Source organism: Enterococcus sp. AZ040 (genome assembly GCF_050499185.1).
Taxonomy (GTDB): Bacteria; Bacillota; Bacilli; order Lactobacillales; family Enterococcaceae; genus Enterococcus_D; species Enterococcus_D entomosocium.
The window spans coordinates 2523978-2544936 of sequence record NZ_JBMHEW010000001.1; the positions used below are offsets into that span (position 1 = coordinate 2523978).

A 20959-nucleotide genomic window follows, 5' to 3' on the forward strand; every position below is an offset into this window, starting at 1 on the left:
TATCAGCCGCGTTGGTTGAGAAGGAAGGCTTCGATTTCTTCTTTTGATTTTTCTGCAATGAATTGCAGATTTTCTTCATAGGCGAAACATTTCATTAAGCGGATGACTGCTTGTTTCACCGCGGTTGTTTCGTCAGTCTTCATCAGGATCGCAAAAATCGTTTTTGCTTGCAGCGTTCCCTGCCAAAGGACTTTTTCACCTCTGACGAGGACGATTCCGCTTTTTTTCACCACAGCACTTTCAATGTGTGGTAGCGCAAAATCTTCAGCGATCATCGTGTTGCCGCTCGCTTCTCGGGCTTGCAGTGCTTCAAATAGCAGGGTTTTGCTCTCCGTCAGCCCGATTGTTTGACTAACAGCTGCAATCTTCCTTAAAACATCGACTTTCGTCTCTCCTGCTTCTGTTGAAACTAAAGTAAGGGACAAAGGGAATTTAGACATTTCTCACCCTCCCAATCATCGCTTCAAGGCGTTTTTGGTCTTCCATCGTCAGCATGGCGCTCACGATCACGACCGGAATCGGACTATCGATCGTTAATTGAACGGTTGAGATGATCATCTCCGTATCCGGGTGTTGCTTTAAAGCCGCTTCCACATCACGAGAAGGTAGGACAGCGGTGATTGCCAACTCACGAAATTTCTTATGCACTTTTACTTTTAATAATTCGGAGGTCCCGATTCCCGTAGTACAGACGATCATAACCTTGAGTTGTTGAGGATGTTCTTCGATCGCTTGAGCAAAGTAAAGGGTGACAAAGCCGACTTCATCTTCTGTGAGCGCTGGCAAATCGTACACATGGCAGATTTCTCTTGCAGTCTCTTCGGTAGCAAAAAACAAATCTGTGTATTCTAATTTGATTTGCTCCAAAAGATTGTTTTTGACTTCGATCCCATGTCGCAATCGATTGATCATTGGTTTGATATGGCGAGCCAATTTACCGAATAACTCCTCGTCTTCAAATGAGCGCTGCAGCTGAGTGCTCATTTTTTCTATAAATGCATTGGAAATCAGTTTTACTTGTTCTGACAGATCCTCTAATTCATCCGTGGCCTTTTGCATCCGTGAGGAGACGAGGTACTGATACATATAATAGCTTTCGTTTTCTGGTAATTTCGTATGCAAGTACTGTTCGCTATTGCCAATGATCTCTTTGGCGATGGTGGCTAATTCTGGGTTTTCTTGCATTTGCTGTTTCTCTTTCTCATCTAAAATATCCTCGTTAAACGAATTCCCTACTTTGCGAAACCGCCGCAATAAGATATACAGGTGAGAAAAAAGATTGATGTTGTATGGGTGAGGAATTACTAAGCCTAGGTGATTTTCAATCAAATTCAGCTGTCGCAAAACAAACTCCGCATCATAACGGTTGAACGACTCATTCGTCACATGCAGATCATCCAAGCGGATATTGCGGGTTTGCTGGATATACTCCTGCAATGCTCGACGGATATTTTTTTCTGCACCGTTCACCCCGATCATTTTATTTTTGCGGGAAACCGTCAGCTCAAAACGCTGCAAAGCTTCAGAAATTAATTTCTCATCACTGTTGATGACCGTTTCACTCACATAAAAAGGCTGATACAGGGAAAAAATATTCTTTCTTTTGGGTGAAATAAGCAATAGCTCCTCCATCACCTTGTTACGGCGTTCCACTGGTGTCAGTGCATTCGGCATCTCCGCTTTCTGACTCTGGGGCTTTTCTTGATGATGGAAACTTAAGCGGTAGCCTTTCCCTTTTTCTGAGAGAATCACATAGTCAATCGTGGCATCCTCATTGATCGCTTTTACGATGCGATAAATCGACTTTGTAGAAAGTCGAAGCGCTGCGGATAGTTCATCGGCTGTGACAAATTCTCTCGTATTGGAAAGAATATGGATGATTTTTCTCTTTCGTTGTTCCATAACAGTCATGTAACCGTTCTCCTTTCTACACACTTATCATAGCACCAGGAAATGTAAGCGTTCTATCATTCTTTGTCCCCTTCAAGGGACAAAGACGATCGATAATAAGAATTACAATACAACGTTAAGGACAAAAAAAACAGCCATTTTTCAAAATGGCTGTAACAAAGTCAGTGTTATCATCAATGTTCATTATTCAACTGTTGGAATAAGAAAAGCTGCTAGTTCCCATGAAACGATAAGGAAAACGCCGTTTATCGAAACCCTTCAACCGTCGTTAAGGAGCAATCCAGGTTTGAGCGCCTATACAGCAAGCGAAATAAGCACGCTCATTGAAAGGAACGATTTGAGCTTTTACATCAACGAACGATAAAGCTCAATAATCTCTTCTAAAGTCGTATCCCGCGGGTTGCCTGGTGTGCAGACATCATTCAAGGCATCTTTGGCGATGGCTGGGATATCTTCTTCTTTGACGCCTAATTCAGAAATGGTCGCTGGAATACCCACATCTGTGCTTAACTGATCGATTGCTTGGCAAGCAGCATCTCGGACGTCTTCAAGTGACATCGTTTCTGCCCCTTCAATGCCTAAAACGATCGCGATCTCACGGTATTTTTCACCCGTAAAGTCTTTGTTGTATTTCATGATGGTTGGCAACAAAGACGCGCACGCTACTCCGTGAGGAATGTTGTACCAAGCGGACAATGGATGTGCCATGCCGTGGACTAAGCCCAAGCCGACGTTTGAAAAGCCCATACCGGCAATGTATTGCCCTAGTGCCATCGCTTCTCGTCCTGCTTGATCGCCATTCACGGAATCTCTCAATGAGCGCCCGATGATCTCGATTGCTTTGATGTGCAGCATGTCAGTCATTTCCCAAGCGCCTTTGGTGATGAAGCCTTCGATGGCGTGGGTCATGGCATCCATTCCCGTTGCGGCTGCCAAGCTCTTCGGCATCCCCATCATCATATCGCTGTCCACAAAGGCTACTAGAGGAATATCGTGAGGATCTACACAAACGAATTTCCGATGATTTTCTTCATCTGTAATCACATAGTTGATCGTTACCTCGGCTGCAGTCCCAGAAGTTGTCGGTACCGCTAAAATCGGCAAGCATGGATGTTTCGTGTCTGCCACGCCTTCCAAACTAATCACATCTGAAAATTCAGGATTCGTAGCAATAATCGCAATCGCTTTTGCCGTATCGATCGGTGAACCACCGCCAATCGCAATGATACAATCAGCTTGGGCTTCTTTGACAAACGCTAAGCCGTCTTTGACATTTTGGATCGTTGGGTTGGGCACGATCCCATCATATAACGCATAGTCGACACCTGCTTCATCCAATAATTTCGTCACTTTGGTTGCTACTTCAAATTTCACCAAATCTTTGTCGGTGATCACTGCCGCTTTTTTGAACCCTCGTGCCTTGAATTCTGTCGGTACGTTCTCGATTGCTCCTTTTCCAAAATACGATGTTTCATTCAAAATCATTCTATTCGCCATTCTTCCTACCTCCATTTGTTTGTTTATTCACAATATAGGTTAAATAGAAAAGACTGAAAGCCTTTTCTATTCTTCTACCATTGATTATACCTCAAGATAGCCTGCTCGGGGAGTGACTTTGAAAGCGTCAGCCAATTTTTTCAGATTTTCATCTGTAATGGTTTGTAAAATTGGGCCTTGCGCTTTGACATAGGTGTACACTTCCGCAGCTTTCTCTGCCGTTTCAATCAAGCCAAAGACTTCATCCATATCTTTGCCAGCACCGTAGATGCCATGTTGCGGCCAAAGTACCAAACGGGTTTCTTTCATTTTAGCAGCTGTTGCTTCGCCGATCTCGTTCGTTCCTGGAACCATCCAAGGAATGATGGAAACACCTTCTGGGAAGACCACCAAGCACTCCGTACACATCTGCCACAGGGTCCTCGTGAAACTGCGTTCATCCAACTCATGGGTAAAACTCATGGCTAAAAGATGCGATGCGTGGTTATGCATGATGATTCGGTTTTCTGGATCGACCGACAAGCGAGCGATATGACTCATGAAATGACTTGGCAGTTCACTCGTTGGCACCGCACCATTTTCCAAGCCCCAAAGCAATTCCAATGTTTGCCCATCTTCTTTGACCCGAATCACACCAAGGTTTTCCGCTGCATGTGCGGCTACATTTTTAAAGTATTTTCCTGAACCTGTCACAATAAAGTACTTGCCGGCTAGTGCCGTAGCATCAAAAATCATGGGAATTTCCCGCAAGACGCTTTGCGGATCGATGAAAGGCAAGATCTCTTCTTCTGTTAATAAGTAAGAAATATTGCCACCGTTGCGCTCATCCCACCCTAAACGGTAAAGATTTGCTGTCGTTTCCATCATTTCTTGTACAAAATTCGCTTGTAAAATATCAATCTTTTTCATCGTTCTCCTACTTTCTGGCTTTTAAGACGGTTTCTTCATAGGCTTTCACTTCTGATAGCCAATCCAGACCTGCTGGTACCCCTTGGCTTTCACAGAAGTAATTCCAAACATCTGCATACGGATAGTCTTTTAATTCTTCCGTCATGGCTAAACGAGTGGTGAAATCACCTGATAATTCGATTGCTTTTAGTTCTTCGATCGGTTCTAGCATCGCTTTTAGCAACGCTTTTTGAGTATTGCGCGTCCCGATCACCCACGCAGCGACCCGATTGATCGTCGCATCAAAGAAATCTAACCCAATGTTGGTTTTTGGCAATAAGTCATTGCGAACCAATTCGCGGCCAATCTCTTGCAATTCATCATCCATGATCACGACATGATCACTATCCCAGCGTACAGGACGGCTGACGTGCAGCAAAATGCCTTTGCTGAATAGTGCCAATGAAGACAATTTATTGGAGATCACTTCAGTTGGATGAAAATGTCCAGCATCCAAACAAATCAGTTTATCGCGCGTCAAGCCATAGCCCATATAAAATTCATGAGAGCCGACGGTGTAGGCTTCGGCGCCAAGACCAAACAACTTGCTTTCCACGGCATCCACTGTGTATTCCGCTGGCAATTCTTCAGCAAAAATCTCATCTAATGCTGTCATCAAGCGTTCCCGTGGTGTAAAACGATCGATCGGGTTGTCTTTGTAGCCATCTGGCACCCAGAAATTATTGACACAGACTTGCCCAGTTTCTTTGCCCATATAGGCAGCGATTTGACGCGAACGTTTGCCGTGTTCGATCCAAAACTGACGAACTTCTTCATCTGGTGAAGCAAGGGTAAAGCCATCTTTGAACATGGGATGTGAGAAAAAGGTTGGATTGAAGTCTAAACCTAAGCCTTGTTCTTTCGCCCAAGCGACCCATTTTTCAAAATGCTTAGGCTCCAATTCATTTAGATCCACTGCTTCCTCGGTGTCTAAATAGATGGCGTGAAGGTTCAATTTGTGTTTTCCAGGAATCAAAGAGTAGGCTTTTTCTAAATCTTGGCGCAACTCCTCAGGGGTATGCGCAGCACCAGGATAATTCCCTGTTACAGAGATCCCACCAGATAACGCTTCATCACTCAAAAATCCTTGGACATCGTCCCCTTGCCAAACATGCATCGAGATTTTCACATCGGCTAATTTTTTCAAAACCGCATCCGTGTCGACGCCTAATTTGGCATATGCTGTCTTAGCTTCTTCATAACGCTGTTGAATCGTTGTCATTTTTTTCCTACTCCTTTTATAAAACGTTGGTAGTTGCTTAAAATCTTGTGATCAAAAGGCTGTGGTTCATGAACACTGCAAGGAAATGAGTGTTTGACCGCACGGCGTGCTTCAGGCAGCGACGTGAAGATGCCAGCACTCATCATCTGCATTAAAAGATTACCGATCGCCGTTGCTTCACTTGGGCCAGCTTCGATCGTCAGCTGCGCAGCATCAGCCGTCAGTTGATTTAAAAAGCGATTGTTGGAACCGCCCCCCACGATATGCAGTTTTTGCAGCTTGTTTGTCGTACCTGTCAGCTGTTCCAGCTTTTGCAATTCACTGGCATAACAAAGCGCTAAGTTATCATACACACAGCGAGCCAGTTCCCCTGCGGTTTCTGGAACTTTCTGCTGGGTTTCTCGACAATACGCTTGCAGTTCAGTAATCATGTTTTCTGGATTCAAAAAACGAGGATCATTGACATCGACAAACTGTTGAAAAGCAGGCGTTGCTTGCGCCAATTCCGCCAATTCTGCATAGGAATATTGATAGTCTTGCTGCCGAGCCACTTCTTGGATCAGCCACATGCCCATGATGTTTTTTAAAAAGCGAATCGTGTTGTGGGCACCCCATTCGTTCGTATAATTTTCATCAAAGGCGGCAAGGGAAACATTGGGTACTTTGGTTTCGATCCCCAGCAATGACCAAGTCCCGCTGCTGATGTAGCCCCAATCTGCCCCCTCTCCAGGTGTACCGATGATCGCTGATGCCGTATCATGACTAGCGACAGTGACAAAGGTCGCTTGTGGCAAATCATAGGCGGGAAACTTCTGTGTTTGCAGTGTGCCTAAAACCGTTCCAGCATCAACCAATGGTGGGAATAGGCCTTCTGTTACGCCGATCTCAGCTAACAATTCTGTATCCCATGTTTGGGTGTTGGCATTTAGAAGCTGCATCGTCGAAGCATTGGTTTTTTCCGTGACCATCTTGCCAGTAAAAACGTAGCCCAAGAAGTCTGGAATCAGCAGCAGCTTGTCGGCTTTTTGCAGCAGTTGCGCTTCTTCTGCGGCTAACTGAAAAATCGTGTTGAAGGGCTGCAGCTGAATGCCTGTTTTCTCATACAGTTTTTGCAAAGAATAGCGCTGACCAAAAGTTGCGATCGCATCATTGGTGCGACTATCTCGATAAGCAACTGGGTCGCCTAAACGTTCGCCTGCTTGATCGATCAAACAGTAATCTACTGCCCAGGTGTCGATTCCGACGAAGCAGTCATTGATACCTGCTTGTTTCACTTTTTGCAGTCCTACTAAAATCTCTTGGATCAAATAATCGATCGCCCAACGGTCAAAGCCTTCATGGGGACGAAAGCCGTTTTTAAAGCGATGGATCTCTTCTAAAGTGATCTGCTCATTTTCCCAACGGCTCAGCATCAGACGACCGCTTGATGCGCCGATATCGATTGCGATAAATGTGTTCACTGGTCTCCACCTTTCATTATCTTGTTTAAAAATAAATCGATTACAATTCACTGATTCATTCTTGTTTCCTCAATTTTAGCTTGACAATCAACGAGTTTCATCACACAATTTTGATAAAGACTTGCACAATCTTGGTAAAAAGGAGGATCCGATGGATTACTGGGAAAAAGCCAACCACTCATGGTCAACCGATTCACTGCGTTACATCAATACTTCAACTCAAAAGCAGCGTGAACTTTTCTATTACATTCAAGAAATCGGCTATTTCAAAGCCAGCAAACCTTACTTTACAGAACGAGAGAACCTGCCTTCTTATTTGATCAAGTATACATTGTCCGGCTGCGGTGAATTGCGCTACAAAGGAAAAAGCTATCAATTAAAAGCAGGTGATGTGTTTTTTATCGACTGCCTAGACTATCAGTACTACCGCACCGTTAGTCAAGAACCCTGGGAAATGGACTGGATCCATCTATATGGTGCCAACGTCGCAGCGTTTTATGATGAATTTCTCAAAAATGGCAGTCCAGTTTTTCACACCAATCCTGCCAGCAGCCGCCAAAATCCAATCCATTTGGTCTTACAAGATTTATTGATGTTACAGCCAGAACCAAATGCGAAAACTGCCTTCCAAAGCTCTGTTTTGATCCATCAGCTACTCAATGAACTGCTCCTACAAAAATATCATCTCGATTTTTCGGATAGTGAGATCCCGCCTTATATTTTGCAGATTCGTGACCAGCTAGAAGAAGATTTCCGTCAAGGAATCACCTTGGAATCTTTGGAGGAAAGGTACCATATCAATAAGTATCAAATCGTCAAGGAGTTTTCCAAATACATGGGTTTGCCTCCCATCGAGTACCAGATCAGCAAACGCATCTCTTACTCGAAAGACCTTTTGCGCTATTCTCGTCTTTCCATCAAAGAGATCTCATTGGCGATCGGCATCGAAAACACCGCCTATTTCAGCCGTTTATTCAAGAAAAAAGTCGGCATTTCACCTAGTGATTATCGACAAACGGAGAATGGACGGTAAAAAAGAAACATGAAATCATTCACTGATTTCATGTTTCTTTTCATTTATTGGTTAAACTGTTATCTGCTACTTTATTGATCACTAACTAAAATTGCTCAGGTGCAAAGTTATTTCAACCAACTCATCCCTAATACACCAACAATATAGAGCAAGCTACCAAGAACTACAAATTGCTTTTCTCTGCCAACTTTTTGTTCCTTTAAGAGGACAATACTTCCATAAGTAGCAACAAGTAAGCTCATTTGAGAAAATGAATAGGTTACGCCTACACCTAAAGAAGACGATACAGCGAATAACGAAGTATTCGCTATAACCCATGTGCTACCAGTACCTAAATTGCGGATTATTTTGCGGAAATGCAACTGTTGCTTACTTTTCAAGGAAATTACGCTTCCCCCGAGAAACATCCCTACTGCCTGAGGCAAGAAAATCTGTGCGCCACTTATCTGAAACAGACCAGTGAATGTCACATATAGCATCAAAAAAGCTGAAGAACAACATAGATAAAGAAGTACTTGCTGTGTTAAGCCTGTTTGCTGATGAGTTGTCTTAGTTACAAGGAAAACACCTGTTAGAATGACTCCTAATGCCATGATTGAGAAAATTACAGTCGTTAAATCTGTCCATTCTTTGAGAAAGAAGCCAGATGCTAATGTAACAAATAATAATTGGGTCCCGACGGAGACGGGCATTACTTTAGAAACCTCCGCTTTCTCCAAAGCGAGAAATTGGAAGTATTGTCCGCAAGCCCAAAAAACCCCAGATAATAAACTGATGAAAAATGGCACCATGGCATAACTCACTTGATTCAAGAAACCAAATACACTACCGAAAATCAAGGCTGCGATTGTTGTTCCTAGCAGTTGTTCCTCTGATTTTCCTCCCATCAATTTAGAGACGATTGGCATTAAGCCCCATCCTAGTGCAGGCAGTGAGGCAAGCAATAAAAGTTGTACGGACATAAAAACTCCTTCTAAATATTGTAAAAAAGCGAGAACACAAAATCTTGTAGAGGAAAACGTTACAGAAGCAATTCCTTCTCGACAAATTTTGTGTTCTTTATTCCTATTTTTTAGTTAATAAATAGGTTGCTACTCCATAAGCGTGGATGATATGATCCGCTTCAAGCGGTTCTTCTAAGGAATTGATTCGCTGATATTCGTACCCATTAAATAATTTTTTGGGCTCAAGAGGACGTTCTTTGTTCGTTGAATTGACGAAACGGACAACGATTCCCTCAGAGTAATAAGCATTATGGAGCGCACTGACTCCCACACCTGGTTCTAAGCTGCAAGACAACAAAGAAAGAGACATGTCGGTCAGAGATAATGGATCAATGCGCTTTTGAATTTTATTGTCTATACGATAAATAAAGTAATTCAAATCTTGCAATTGATAAGAAATCGATGGCTGTTCTTTAACAGTTTTCCAAGTAGCCAACAACTCTTCAGAAATAGCTGTTGATGCGACCCTTAGGGAAAAATCGAAGACCATCTCATAGTTTTCCATTTGAGCAAGAGGTGTTTCCATCATAATATGTCCCTTTTTGGTTGTATCGCCAGAAGCACGACCTGGTCGATACAACAAATCTGGTTTTCCTAGAGAGTCGGTTGTAGCTAGTACCGTTACATATAAGGAGTCATCGATATATTCATACTCTTTGCTCTGCTCGCTATAAAAAACGAGGGCGTTCTCTTGATCATAAACAACCACTTGTTTTTCAAATGGTTCAATATTGACAGGTTTTTCTGCATATTTTTCTTGCCAATTTTCCAGTGTTTGATTTCTTTTTTCAAGATAGCCAAATTGAATGGCCGCAACCGCTCTTTCTATCGGCTTGTTTAATCGAGCTTTCACTCGAATCCGATGATTTAAAAGCGTATTTTTAAAACGTAGCTTTGCGTTTACCTCACCATTTTTGGTCAGTTGGAGGGTCAATGTATAAGCGAATGTTTTGGTGGCGATTCCTTTCATCCGTTCTTCGATCGTATACGGTAGCTGTAAACTTCCTTCCAAAGCCAATGTTTCTTGCTTCCCTTTGCAGCTGGCAAAACGAAGCGTGATCGGTTGATCATTCAAAATAGGCGAATAGTCATACGTATCACCGGCATTACTATCATCGATGATCGACAAGAAATCCAAGATCTGTTGTTTTCCATCTGAATAAATCAGGTGGCCGTCTTCAAAGGAAAGCATGTATTTTCCATTTCTAATCCATGTGTTTTGATCTAAAGACGATTCGGGAGTTGTCTCTTGCTCTTCAAATGTAAGGACTTGATAACCAAGGCCTGAAAAGGCACAGGTCACTTGAACGGTTAACAGATAATACCCCTCTTCTTCAATAAAACGGTTGCCAGCCGGAGTTTCTTCCATAATATTTTTCCTGCTTGGGATATACACTGCTTCAAGTACAGATGAATCAGCTCCAATAACCTTGATATTGTTGGTTCTGGATACGATCTTAACTAATTTCTCTCCTTGAAATGGCACTGGTGTTGGATGAAGAATCAGAAATTGGTTGGCTTGTAAAGCGAGTCCTTCACTGATTCTTTTTAAAATCAAATTTTCAATGCTCTCACAAATCTCACTGATTTCTTTTAACCGATGACTGATATCTTGTGCAACACTATCTGATACACAGCCTGCCAAACTATCATGGGCTTGACATTCAAATAACTTTTTCCAAGCTTTCATTAGCAAGCGATTGCTTAATTCGATCCCTAAATCTTTCGCAATAACTAACATTGGTTCAATTTCTAAAACTAATTTGTTTTCTAATCGAAAAATCTCACGTTTCAGATCCATTCGTACAGAACCAATCGTTTTGTGAACCCGTGCAAAAACCGGTGCACGAAACTCTCCTTGATAAACTTCCAGTTCTTTTTGACGGACGATCTCCATAAATGCTGGATAGGTGCTCAATTGATACTTGTATTTTCCAAGCTGATTGATTTTCGTTAGTTTTTCTTCTATGGCAGAAACAATGCCTAACTGATCATTTCCAGTTGGAATCAAGATTTCAGGTTCATTCGCGTAGCTCTTAATAAAATCAACACCTCTATCGAGTCTGCCATCTACATAACTGCTCGTTGGCTCCAATTGCTGCTGTGCACCATATCCTTGAGGAAAATTCACCGCATACAGTGAACCTCGCCCACTTAAACTCGTCCATTTAAAGTAAGGGGATTTGACCTGTTCCCCTAAATCGATGCCTCGCCAAAAGATAATGTTATCAAGTCCAACTTCGTTCAATATGGTTGGCATTTGAGCATTAAAACCAAATGTATCTGGCAAATAGCCGATCGGCATATAGCTGCCATATTTTTTGCTATCAAATATACCAATCATGGCATTTCGAATGATGGACTCACCAGAAGCGAAAAAGGCATCTGTTTGGGTGTACCAAGGCCCGATGAACAATTGACCATTGGCGATCAACTCTTTGACCTCAGTCAAGCGCTCAGGATAGAGTTCTAAATAATCGTCCAGAATAGACAGTTGTCCATCTAGCACGAAAGATGCAGTCGGTTGCCTCTTTAGTTCTTTTAGTACATCACTAAATAATTGGTCACTCAAAACGACACAGTCCATCGAAGTAAAATACCATTCACGATCCCAATGGGTGTGGTTTACTATGTGTACATTTGTCATAGCTATGCTTCCCACTGCTCTTCCCAAGCCGCTTCGTCAAACTCTTCCATCGTGGCATCTGTTTCTTTCCCCGCATCTTTTGAACGTAGCAAGCTTGTACAAATCGCAATGAATAATGCGCCAGTAGCAATCGATAAAACATACAGTGGCCATTTTTCTACGGTGAACCAACCATAAAAACCAGAGATTGGCGCTGTATTGACAGCTCCTAGACCTACAGCCATTGCAGAACCAACCGCTGAACCAATCATATTCACTGGGATCACTTTTAGTGGATTTTCCACCGCAAATGGGATCGCTCCTTCTGAAATACCTACTAGTCCCATAATGATCGACGATTTTCCTGCTTCTTTTAGTTCGTTATTGTATTTATTCTTTGCAAAAACAGTCGCTAATCCTAAACCAATTGGCGGAATGATAATCGCCACTTGTGCTGCAGTGTTTGGTGCATAAACGTTACTTGTCAATAAAGCCATCGCGGTTGTCACAGCTGCCTTATTTACTGGCCCTCCAAGATCAAATCCAACCATTGCCCCTACAACTGCCGCCATCACGATCGCATTTCCGCCACTCAATCCGTTCAACCATGACTCTAAGCCCACATTGATAGCTGCAAATGGTGTACCGATCACATAGTTCACAAGTAGGACAGTGACTAAAGTACCTAAAACAGGAACTAAGAACACTGGAACTACCGATGCCATCGATTTTGGCAGTTTGATATGGTTTTTGATCCACAAGCAGATGTACCCAGCGATCAACCCTGAAACAATTGCGCCTAAGAAGCCTGCGTTAATGTCTTTTACTAACATACCTCCAACAAGACCAGGGGCAATCCCTAGCTTATCGGAAATCGAATAAGCAATAAATGCCGATATTACGGGAAACATCAATCCTAACGCAATCCCTCCGAATCCATCTAAACTATGGAGTAATCGGATGATCGTATTCGCACTTTCTCCATGAGAGGCGTCCCAAATATCGACAATCCCAAATATTGATCCACCTACTCGAGAAATCGCCATGATAACTGCTCCGGCAATCACTAGAGGAATCATATAAGATATTCCTGTTAAAACATGATTTTTCATTTCACTTGCCAACTTTTTCATCTGATTTTCCTCCTCTTTATTGATCAATCAGCTTTAATGCATCTTCAATTACTTTTTCTGCGTTTTTTATAGGGGCTGCTACCGGGACTTTGAGAATCATTTTGCCATTGAAACGCTCCTCATTTCTCACTTTCGTATCAACGGCAAAAATCACGACTTCCCCAATTTGACAATCCCGCTCGTTCAATTCATTTTCGATACCTGTTGCTCCTTGTGTCTCAACCTTGATTAAATCGCCACGTTTCGCTGCTGCTTTTTTTAGCGCCTGTGCCGCCATAAAGGTATGAGCAACTCCTGTGGCACACGCCGTTACTGCAATAATTTTTCTCTTCATTCGTCTTTCCCCTTTTCTCCATTTTATTCGCTTAATAATTTCGCGATAATCTCTTTATCTGTTTCGCTTTTCAGCGCTTCTGTGATGTCTTCATCCATCAATTTCATGGCAATTTCTGATAAAATCCGTAAATGGGTGTCTCCTTGATGTTCTTCAGGAATAGCAAGCATAATCACAACCGTTACCGGTTCATCATCTAAAGATTGCCATTCTAATGGTGCCTTTAACCGAGCAAAAACGATTGCGGGTTCAGAAACTGCACGACTTTTTCCATGAGGGATAGCTATATTATTGCCTATTCCTGTGGTCGAGTGATCTTCTCTTTCCATGACTGATTGAACATACTCATTTTCGGATTGAACGATTCCTTCAATTACTAATATTTTTGCTAATTGACGGACCACTTCTTCTTTAGTGGTTGCCTCTAGACCAAGAACAATATGTTCAAAAGGTAGTAGTGTTTCTATATTCATTTTATGTTCCCCCTTGTAAATACTTTTTTAATTCATCTTTCGTCCCTTTAAGGAGGAAGGTTCGTTCATCTGATTCCATCACATTAAGCATCGTGTCATAGATTTCCTCAAGGTCTTGTACAGTTTCATCCTTGATACAGATGAAAAAGACATATTTCACCTTTGTTTCTCCCCAGTGGATCTCATTATTAAGACGTAAAAATACAATCGCTGATTTTTTCACGTATTCTGGCGTCCCATGAGGCGTTGCGAATCGTCCAAAAGAAGTAAAGGAAAGCTGTTCCCTTTTTAGGAAAGAATCAATCATTTCCTCGATCACATACCCACGAGTAACCAACTGCTCTCCAATAAATGTAATCACCTCTTGATAATTTTCAAAATGATGATCTAAAAAAATCAAGTCCTCGTGAATCAGTTTCGCAAACTGACTGAAAGAACCATTTTGCTTTTCTTCGGCATTTTTTAAAAAGGTTTCTATTTTTCGCTGCTCATCTTTATTCAGTACAGGAGAAACATGGATTGTTGGAATCGAATCGATTTTTAAATCCACTGTCGATAAAATCAAGTCCTCATAAATATTGGTCTGAATCAACTCTTGAATTGAAAGAATCCTGGAAATATCGATTTGCTCATAATTCCTCCGAATACGAGCAGCTAATAGCTGTGAAGTGCCTTTCCCACTGCTACAAACTAATAAGACACTCACTTTTTTCGGTTGTTTTTCTTCTCGTTGTTCTTTCATCACTTGGATGTGTACGGCCAGAAAGGCAACCTCATCTTCGGGGATCGAAATCGAAAAATGCCAATTTAAGGCATGAGCTAATCGAAGCGCTTCCTCAAAAGACAAAGGGAAATTCTTCTTCACATCATTTAGAAACGGGTTATGAATGACTAATCCTTTTTGAATGCGATAAATAGCTTCTTTGATATGTGATACCAATCCTAACAAGAGACTTTCATTGCGTAGGGAGATCGTTTCATGAATCAATTTGCGTATCGTTTCATCAAGCAAATCATCGGAGTCATTCTTCTTCATCAACGAATCCCCATAGATATGAAGCGAAATATAATGAACTTCCGAAACTGGCAACGACAGAGAAAACGTTTCTTCTATTGAAGCAATAAAACGATAAAAAGCTCTATTCTCCATCAAAGGATGGCTTCTTTCTTCGAAAGTCAGATAATTCTTCTCTTTGACCCGATCAATCATGATGATTAGATGAAGCAATAGTGAGTGATAGGCAGCATCATTAAGCGTAATTTGTTCTTTTTTCAAATACTCTTGTAAGAGCGTATCAACTAAAGAAATTTTTGTCAGGTCAATAAAATCATTAACAAACTGAGGAATTCCTTGAATCGAATGCAAATAGCGTTGCTGCTCTTGTGTTATTTTCCAATTTCCACCCCAGAAATAGTAGATCAAATCAAATGCTAAACGACGTTTTTCTTGTTCTGACAAATTCAAAAAGGAACCCTTCCCCGATAAAACTTCAATCGTAACGTTAAAATGACGAAAGATCTCGCTTACCTGCCCCATGTCATTTTCTAAAGTTGATTTACTGATGTAGAGTGCATCTTGCAGTTGTTGACGCGTAAAATACGTTTTTTGTTTCAGTATTTCAAAGCAAAGAAACTGAATACGATCTTTTTTGCTCGTCGGTAAGTTTGATTCCTCGTTCCCATCAAGATACTTTAGAATTTCAGCTGAATCGCCATCAAGAAATACACCTACTCTAGGTTTGCGAACAAGCCTTATTGCTGTTTCCTGCAAAAATTCATCCATTCTCTTTAGCGATTGCGAAACTGTCTTTTGCGAAAGCGACATATGCAACCCAATTTTAGCAACCGTTGTTGGTCCATTCTCTAAGAGATATCGAATAATTGCTTTTTCCCGTTCACTGATCATGAAACTTTCACCTCGTCTACATTTCTAATGGTAGCTGTTTCTCAAAAAAATGAAAACACTTACTTTTACTGCATTGATTACAGTAAATCATAGGCACTGAAAATATTGCGCCGTTTTTTTATTCATGTGTACCCTTTCGTTTAATACAGATTATTTACATATCCTTTGGTATTTTCATAGTATAGAGGATATTACTCAGTGGGAACAGAAAAAAAATACCAATGAACAAACGATACGTCTGTTTCATTGGTATTTTTACTATTGATTCTCTAATAAGGAGACGCGCTTGAGAAATTCCTTCATTTATTGCCCCAACACCTCCGCCACCGAATAAACACCAGGGGCAAAGGTTTTGCCTGTTAGCTTCTTCGTCATGGCATTAAAGGTATAGTGCTCTTCTAAGACGACGACTTCATCGTATTGCTTTAATAGCGTGCGAAAATCTGCATCTGATAAGAGGAAATTCTCTCGACCATCGACATTAGGTGAAAACAAGTAATATTTGCCGACATAGCCAACTAAGTAGCTGTCTACTGCTTCTTTATTGGTACTGACCACCAAGTATTTTTTCTGGTTTAGGTCAAAGCGATCGCCAGTAACGGCTGAAACTTGTGCTGGAATCGAAGCAGCATATTCACGATTGGTATAACGCATGCCATTATTTTCTGAAAGGATCAGCAATGTCGCAAAAAATAACAGAATCAAGGTACTGTATTGATAGATTTTTTTTGTGGTCAAGCTGGCAAAACTACGGTAGTTTCGCCGATCGATCGCTTGTTCATGATACAAATGATCAATGCCCCGGACCATGAAAAAGGTCATCAAACCTAATGCCAAGATCACAATACTCGAAGCATAGCGATCGAACCCTGCCAAAGACAGTGCTTCATCAGTGGGCATCGAGAACAAGAACATGGCGTAAATACCCAAGTAATAGAGACCAATAATACCATCGATCAACAGCAGTTCTTTTAGAAATGGATTGCGTTTTTTTATAATAAATCGGACAAATAGCCAACTGCCCAACAGGATGACTTCGATCAAAAGAATCCCCTGCGTGGAAACCGTCGCAATATCCGTAATAGTTTTGACAAAAACATCCGTAATCTGTTGTAGTATCTGTGAATCCTTTTCGCCAAAAATCTGTTTATAAGCGGTCACGCTGACTTCATGCTTCGATTTAGGAAAATTCGCTTTGACATGCAGGTTCCAAAGAATCGCCGGCAGGACAGATAGCCCAATGGCAGCTAATCCTACAATCATCAAGCCTAGCCGTTGCCGCCAACGAATTGATGCCTGCCATAAGCAGACTAGTAAATAGCCACCTAAAATCAGCAGAAAAAAGACGGCACTATTTTTCACCAAATCAAGAGAGGCGCCAATCAAAAGAAAGTAGCTGATTGAAGGCAGCACTTTGCCTTTTAAAGAAAATAACCCGGAGATGCCTGCCAAAGTTAAAACGGGAAGAATGAAGTCTACCAGCAAATTATTCATTCGAATCGCAATATTAAAATAATTGAATACGGCCATGCTGGTGAAGACCAAGACAAAAGCCAGCTTTCTTTTCGGATCACGAATAATCGCAAAAAAACTATACAGACTACAGAAAATCAAAATCAATTGACCAATCAGCAAGACATTCTCATGATAACCAACGATGATTGCTGTATAAGTAACAAACAGTGAGCTGCCTAAAGGATAGGAAGTAAAACTGATGATGGCATCGGTTGCCGTTGGCAATTGTCCCTGCGTATAAAGGAATTTAACGATCGTCGCCCAATGAGAGAAGTTGTCATAGTGGGTCAAATGACTGTGAAGCAATGTTAAAACGAACAAAGTAAAATAGCCATAAAACCACAGCATGATGGGCTCTTGTAAACCCCAGCGCACCTGATGGCGCTCCTGCCAAAAACGCCAAACGCATAATAGTAAGCCAAGACCAAATAAAAACCAGGCCCCCCAGATCAACCATCCTTTGGGACCATATGCGACAAAGGAAAGAACGAGGATCGGCAAACAGCAGGCAGCGATCCAGCTAATGTATTTGGTAAAATGACAAACTCGTACAAAAAGATAGGCATAGCCAGCTAATGATAAACCAAATAGACTAAATCGCAGCAGGATCTCGATCATCGTCTGCCTCCTTTCTCAGCAAGCTGTCTACCCATTCTTGGAGGGCTACTGTGGAACGCAGCTCTGAAAGATTGCTTACTTGATATATCACTTGATTTTCTTTTGGCTGAAGCGTCGCTTTTTCAGCGTGAAGCACAAGATTACTGATCGGTAAGTTTAGATGGACCGGCATCTCGACCTCTTCTGTTTTTGCCAACGTGAACTGATCAAAACCAAATGTTGTGACCGCATAGGTTCCTTCATCAAAGTGCCATTTTTGATCAATGGTCAGTATGGGCATTCGTTGAGGCGGCAATGGCTTTTGTTTGGCTTGCAGCAGATGCTTACCGAGATTTTCAAAAAGACTGTCAAAGAAGGTCATCCACGGATCCCGCAGAACCGGCAGGCTTTGATTGAAGCCATCATAAATGATCTGCAGATAGGCTAAGTAATCTTTTTCTGTCAACTGGTTTAAAGCAACGCCATAGACCCAGCGATCTTTTCCAGAAAAGACGCGGACAATATTTCCAGTCATCTCTGCTTGGTAGCCATTACGGGTGATTTTAAAAGTCAGCGGCGCATCTGGCGGAAAATAAAGAGGAACGTCAGAAACGAAGGACAAGCCATTTTCTGAGATATTTTCTGTCATCAAAGAATAGCTGGCGTCTTGGTCGGAAACTTCAACAGGATAATGGGCTCTGAACCGTTCCGTCGTTCGATAAATCGGGCGACCGAGATAAAATAAGACCGCAAAGGTTAAGTTAAAGAAATGGGTCAGCAGCCAGAAGGTCAACACGCTGCCGTAGAAAATCTCTGAGCCGAATTTGCCGTAATTAAACTTCACTAAGCCGATAATCGTCAAAATCAACAGCAACAAATGCGGCACCACAAACAACAAGTCTTTTTTAGACTGAGTTGCTGCTTTATTAGTCACCTTGAAGCGGGTCTCTTTGATGCCAATGGCTTGCAAAAAGACAGGAATCACTAGGTAAGGTGCAAAAATCGTTTCCTGGATCTCGCCCCAACGCTGCGTTCGAATATCACTGCTCAAATCCTGCATCGCCAAATGCAAGAACGTATAGCTTGGCAGCCAAAACAGCAGCAAGACCCAAAAGTTTGTCTCTACGACCCTTACATTAAAGACGGTGTACAAAATCGGCGCGAAAATAAATAGTAGCCGTCGTAGAAACGACCACCAATACAAATAGCTGTTTAAGAAAACCATTTTTTGCGCCAAAGACAACGTCTTATTCTTAAAAAGATGGAGATTGTGGACACTTTGGACCACTCCTCTTCCCCAGCGAATCCGCTGCTTTAAGGCACTTGGGATATCAATTGGAGACAGACCGCTGGCCATTGGCTGCAGTGTTGATAAACTGCGATAACCTTGGCAATTGATCAAGGCGCCTAATTCAAAATCTTCCGTGATCGTGTCCGTCGGAAATCCGCCAGCGGCTTCGATCGCTTCTCGTGCAATCACCGTATTAGAACCTGTATAAATAGCGGTATCATGGGCGTTGTTCAAAACATTGACTTCTCTGGAAAAGAAGTCCTGCTCGTTAGGGATCGCCGCTTCTGAAAAAAGATTGTACTGAAAAAGATCCGCATTGTAAAAACTTTGCGGTGTTTGAACAAAGCCCAACGGTTTGATGGTCTGGTCATTGCGGCGTTCCTGCTGATTTGCCACAAAATATGGCGCTGTTTCCAGCAAAAAATCTGAGTAAGGAATCATATCTGCATCAAAGGTCGCCACTAGCGGCGAATTGGTTTTTGATAATGCATGATTGAGATTGCCTGACTTGGCATGCTGATTGCCGATCAATCCGATATAGCCGATGCCAAATTTATCTGCCAGTGCTTTGACCTCTGGACGGTTGGTGTCATCTGACAAATAGATGTGAACTTTTTTGGGATCGGGGTATTTCATATGAACTGCCGCATTGACCGTTTTTAATAAAAGCGGCACTTCTTCATTATGAGTAGCAATCAACACATCGATCGCCGGATAGTCGGCTTCTGGCACGACCGGTTTTTCAAAGGGCTTTGCTTTGTTTTTGTTCCAAATCAACAGCAAGCCCGTAAAGTTCGATACGATCTCACTGCCCCAAAGCAGCAAACCAAACAGCAAGGCAAACCAAGACTCGTGCCATGGCAATGTATACAGCCCCCGCCATGATAAATAGATCAGCGAAAAGACAAACGCCAGAAAGTAAACGACTTTTTTCGCCCAAGGCAAACGTTTTTGTTCCACCTCAATCACTCCTTAAAGATGACATTTTTTTGCACATGGTAACTAAAGAAAAAGAGCAGGCAATCGACGCCTATTTTTAACAACACAGAATCTCCGATCGGTAGGATCAAATAAATCAGGTAGACGAGAAAAGAGGACAGCAAAATCTGTACGATCACCAATAAAAAGTACTGCAGCATACTGTTCTTTGTCCGTTGACCAAAAACAAGCTCGCGATTGATGTAGTAATTGACGATCGCCGAAATCAATCGGGCACCCAACGAAGCGATCACGATGGAGGACAGATTGATGACAGACAAGAAATGGATCAATAACGCATAAGCGATCACATCGACAAAAAAGGAGACCACAGATGAAAACAAATACTTCAAAAAGACGCTATAGATAGCGACAGAATCTGCCAAGACCCGAAAATGGGAAGAGGCATTTTCTTCAATATAGATGGTTGCGATCGGTTGTGAAAGAATCGGCCACCCCCGCTTCTGGGCTTCGATTAGCATCCGCGTTTCATATTCAAAACGCTCACCTGAGATCGCCAACAAATCTGTCATGAATTTTCGAGGGAAAACCCTTAAGCCCGTCTGCGAATCCTCGATAGCAAGACCAGTCGCTAAACGCAGGATATTTCGGGTCAAAATGTTGCCGAACTTACTCCGCAAGGGCACTTCTTTGCCAAAGGATCGGGTCCCTAAAATAATGCTGTCCGGATGGGCTTGGGCCTTTGCTAAGCAAGCCATCATATCGGTATACTCATGCTGCCCGTCCGAATCAATGGTCACCATAAATTCAACAGCTGGCTGGTTTGTCAGCACTTCAGTGAGAGCGGTTTTGATGGCTGCGCCTTTTCCCTGATTCTTTGGATGGGTCAAAACCTGACAACCAAACTTCTGTTCCAATGCCGAAAAGACAGGCTGATAAGCTGCCCCACTGCCATCATCCACGACCAAAATCGGCAGGTGCTGATTATGCAAACGAATTTTCTCCACCAGAGCCAGCAGTTTGTGGTCAGGTTCTAGCGAAGGAATCATGATTAAACTATTCTCCATATG

At 42.2% G+C, this 20959-nt stretch carries 16 protein-coding genes; 1 reads left to right on the forward strand and 15 read right to left on the reverse strand.

The window, feature by feature from the left end; all coding sequences use genetic code 11:
* Positions 1-2 precede the first annotated feature (2 nt).
* The 6 genes from IGK63_RS11575 to rhaB form a co-directional block, all read right to left on the reverse strand.
* Positions 3-440, reverse strand: coding sequence for a PTS sugar transporter subunit IIA (locus tag IGK63_RS11575; protein ID WP_016612611.1), 438 nt, complete (start codon positions 438-440; stop codon positions 3-5).
* Positions 433-1911 carry a BglG family transcription antiterminator gene (locus IGK63_RS11580; RefSeq protein WP_016612610.1) on the reverse strand — a complete coding sequence of 493 codons (1479 nt, stop codon included), beginning with the start codon at positions 1909-1911 and terminating at the stop codon, positions 433-435. The genes IGK63_RS11575 and IGK63_RS11580 overlap by 8 nt, the downstream gene beginning before the upstream one ends.
* A 345-nt stretch (positions 1912-2256) precedes the next feature.
* The gene (fucO, locus tag IGK63_RS11585) at positions 2257-3408 is read right to left on the reverse strand and encodes a lactaldehyde reductase (protein ID WP_034872046.1); all 1152 of its coding nucleotides are present in this window, start codon (positions 3406-3408) and stop codon (positions 2257-2259) included.
* Between the two features lie 84 nt (positions 3409-3492).
* A complete protein-coding gene (gene rhaD / locus IGK63_RS11590) occupies positions 3493-4317 on the reverse strand; it encodes a rhamnulose-1-phosphate aldolase (protein ID WP_016612608.1) in 825 nt (274 codons plus the stop codon).
* Between the two features lie 7 nt (positions 4318-4324).
* On the reverse strand, positions 4325-5578 hold the full coding sequence (rhaA, locus tag IGK63_RS11595; RefSeq protein ID WP_016612607.1) for an L-rhamnose isomerase: 1254 nt from the start codon (positions 5576-5578) through the stop codon (positions 4325-4327).
* Positions 5575-6990: a rhamnulokinase gene (gene rhaB / locus IGK63_RS11600; RefSeq protein WP_422708999.1), complete on the reverse strand. Its 1416-nt coding sequence runs from the start codon at positions 6988-6990 to the stop codon at positions 5575-5577. The genes rhaA and rhaB overlap by 4 nt, the downstream gene beginning before the upstream one ends.
* Before the next feature lie 199 nt (positions 6991-7189).
* On the opposite strand from rhaB, the gene IGK63_RS11605 reads away from it, so the two are divergent.
* Positions 7190-8071: an AraC family transcriptional regulator gene (locus IGK63_RS11605; RefSeq protein WP_034872044.1), complete on the forward strand. Its 882-nt coding sequence runs from the start codon at positions 7190-7192 to the stop codon at positions 8069-8071.
* 107 nt (positions 8072-8178) lie between these two features.
* Here the strand turns inward: IGK63_RS11605 and IGK63_RS11610 are convergent, their stop codons facing one another.
* The 9 genes from IGK63_RS11610 to IGK63_RS11650 all read right to left on the reverse strand — a co-directional run bounded on the left by IGK63_RS11610 (position 8179) and on the right by IGK63_RS11650 (position 20956).
* Complete coding sequence (locus IGK63_RS11610) at positions 8179-9033, reverse strand: GRP family sugar transporter (protein WP_429972506.1); 855 nt, start codon at positions 9031-9033, stop codon at positions 8179-8181.
* A 103-nt stretch (positions 9034-9136) separates the two neighbouring features.
* Complete coding sequence (locus IGK63_RS11615) at positions 9137-11722, reverse strand: glycoside hydrolase family 38 C-terminal domain-containing protein (RefSeq protein ID WP_034872042.1); 2586 nt, start codon at positions 11720-11722, stop codon at positions 9137-9139.
* Between the two features lie 2 nt (positions 11723-11724).
* The gene (locus IGK63_RS11620) at positions 11725-12861 is read right to left on the reverse strand and encodes a PTS fructose transporter subunit IIC (RefSeq protein ID WP_016612602.1); all 1137 of its coding nucleotides are present in this window, start codon (positions 12859-12861) and stop codon (positions 11725-11727) included.
* Positions 12851-13168, reverse strand: a complete 318-nt coding sequence (locus IGK63_RS11625) for a PTS fructose transporter subunit IIB (protein WP_005234408.1) — start codon at positions 13166-13168, stop codon at positions 12851-12853. The genes IGK63_RS11620 and IGK63_RS11625 overlap by 11 nt, the downstream gene beginning before the upstream one ends.
* A 23-nt stretch (positions 13169-13191) precedes the next feature.
* Entirely contained in the window at positions 13192-13641 is a 450-nt protein-coding gene (locus IGK63_RS11630; RefSeq protein ID WP_005234407.1) for a PTS sugar transporter subunit IIA, read from the reverse strand.
* Position 13642: 1 nt separating this feature from the next.
* The gene (locus tag IGK63_RS11635) at positions 13643-15547 is read right to left on the reverse strand and encodes a BglG family transcription antiterminator (protein WP_429972507.1); all 1905 of its coding nucleotides are present in this window, start codon (positions 15545-15547) and stop codon (positions 13643-13645) included.
* A 303-nt stretch (positions 15548-15850) separates the two neighbouring features.
* Positions 15851-17680, reverse strand: coding sequence for a hypothetical protein (locus tag IGK63_RS11640; protein WP_016612599.1), 1830 nt, complete (start codon positions 17678-17680; stop codon positions 15851-15853).
* Positions 17655-19919, reverse strand: coding sequence for a glycosyltransferase family 2 protein (locus tag IGK63_RS11645; protein WP_016612598.1), 2265 nt, complete (start codon positions 19917-19919; stop codon positions 17655-17657). The genes IGK63_RS11640 and IGK63_RS11645 overlap by 26 nt, the downstream gene beginning before the upstream one ends.
* Positions 19916-20956 (reverse strand): bifunctional glycosyltransferase family 2/GtrA family protein, encoded by a 1041-nt coding sequence (locus IGK63_RS11650; RefSeq protein ID WP_016612597.1) that lies wholly within the window; start codon positions 20954-20956, stop codon positions 19916-19918. Before IGK63_RS11650 ends, IGK63_RS11645 begins: the two co-directional genes overlap by 4 nt.
* Positions 20957-20959: the final 3 nt, after the last annotated feature.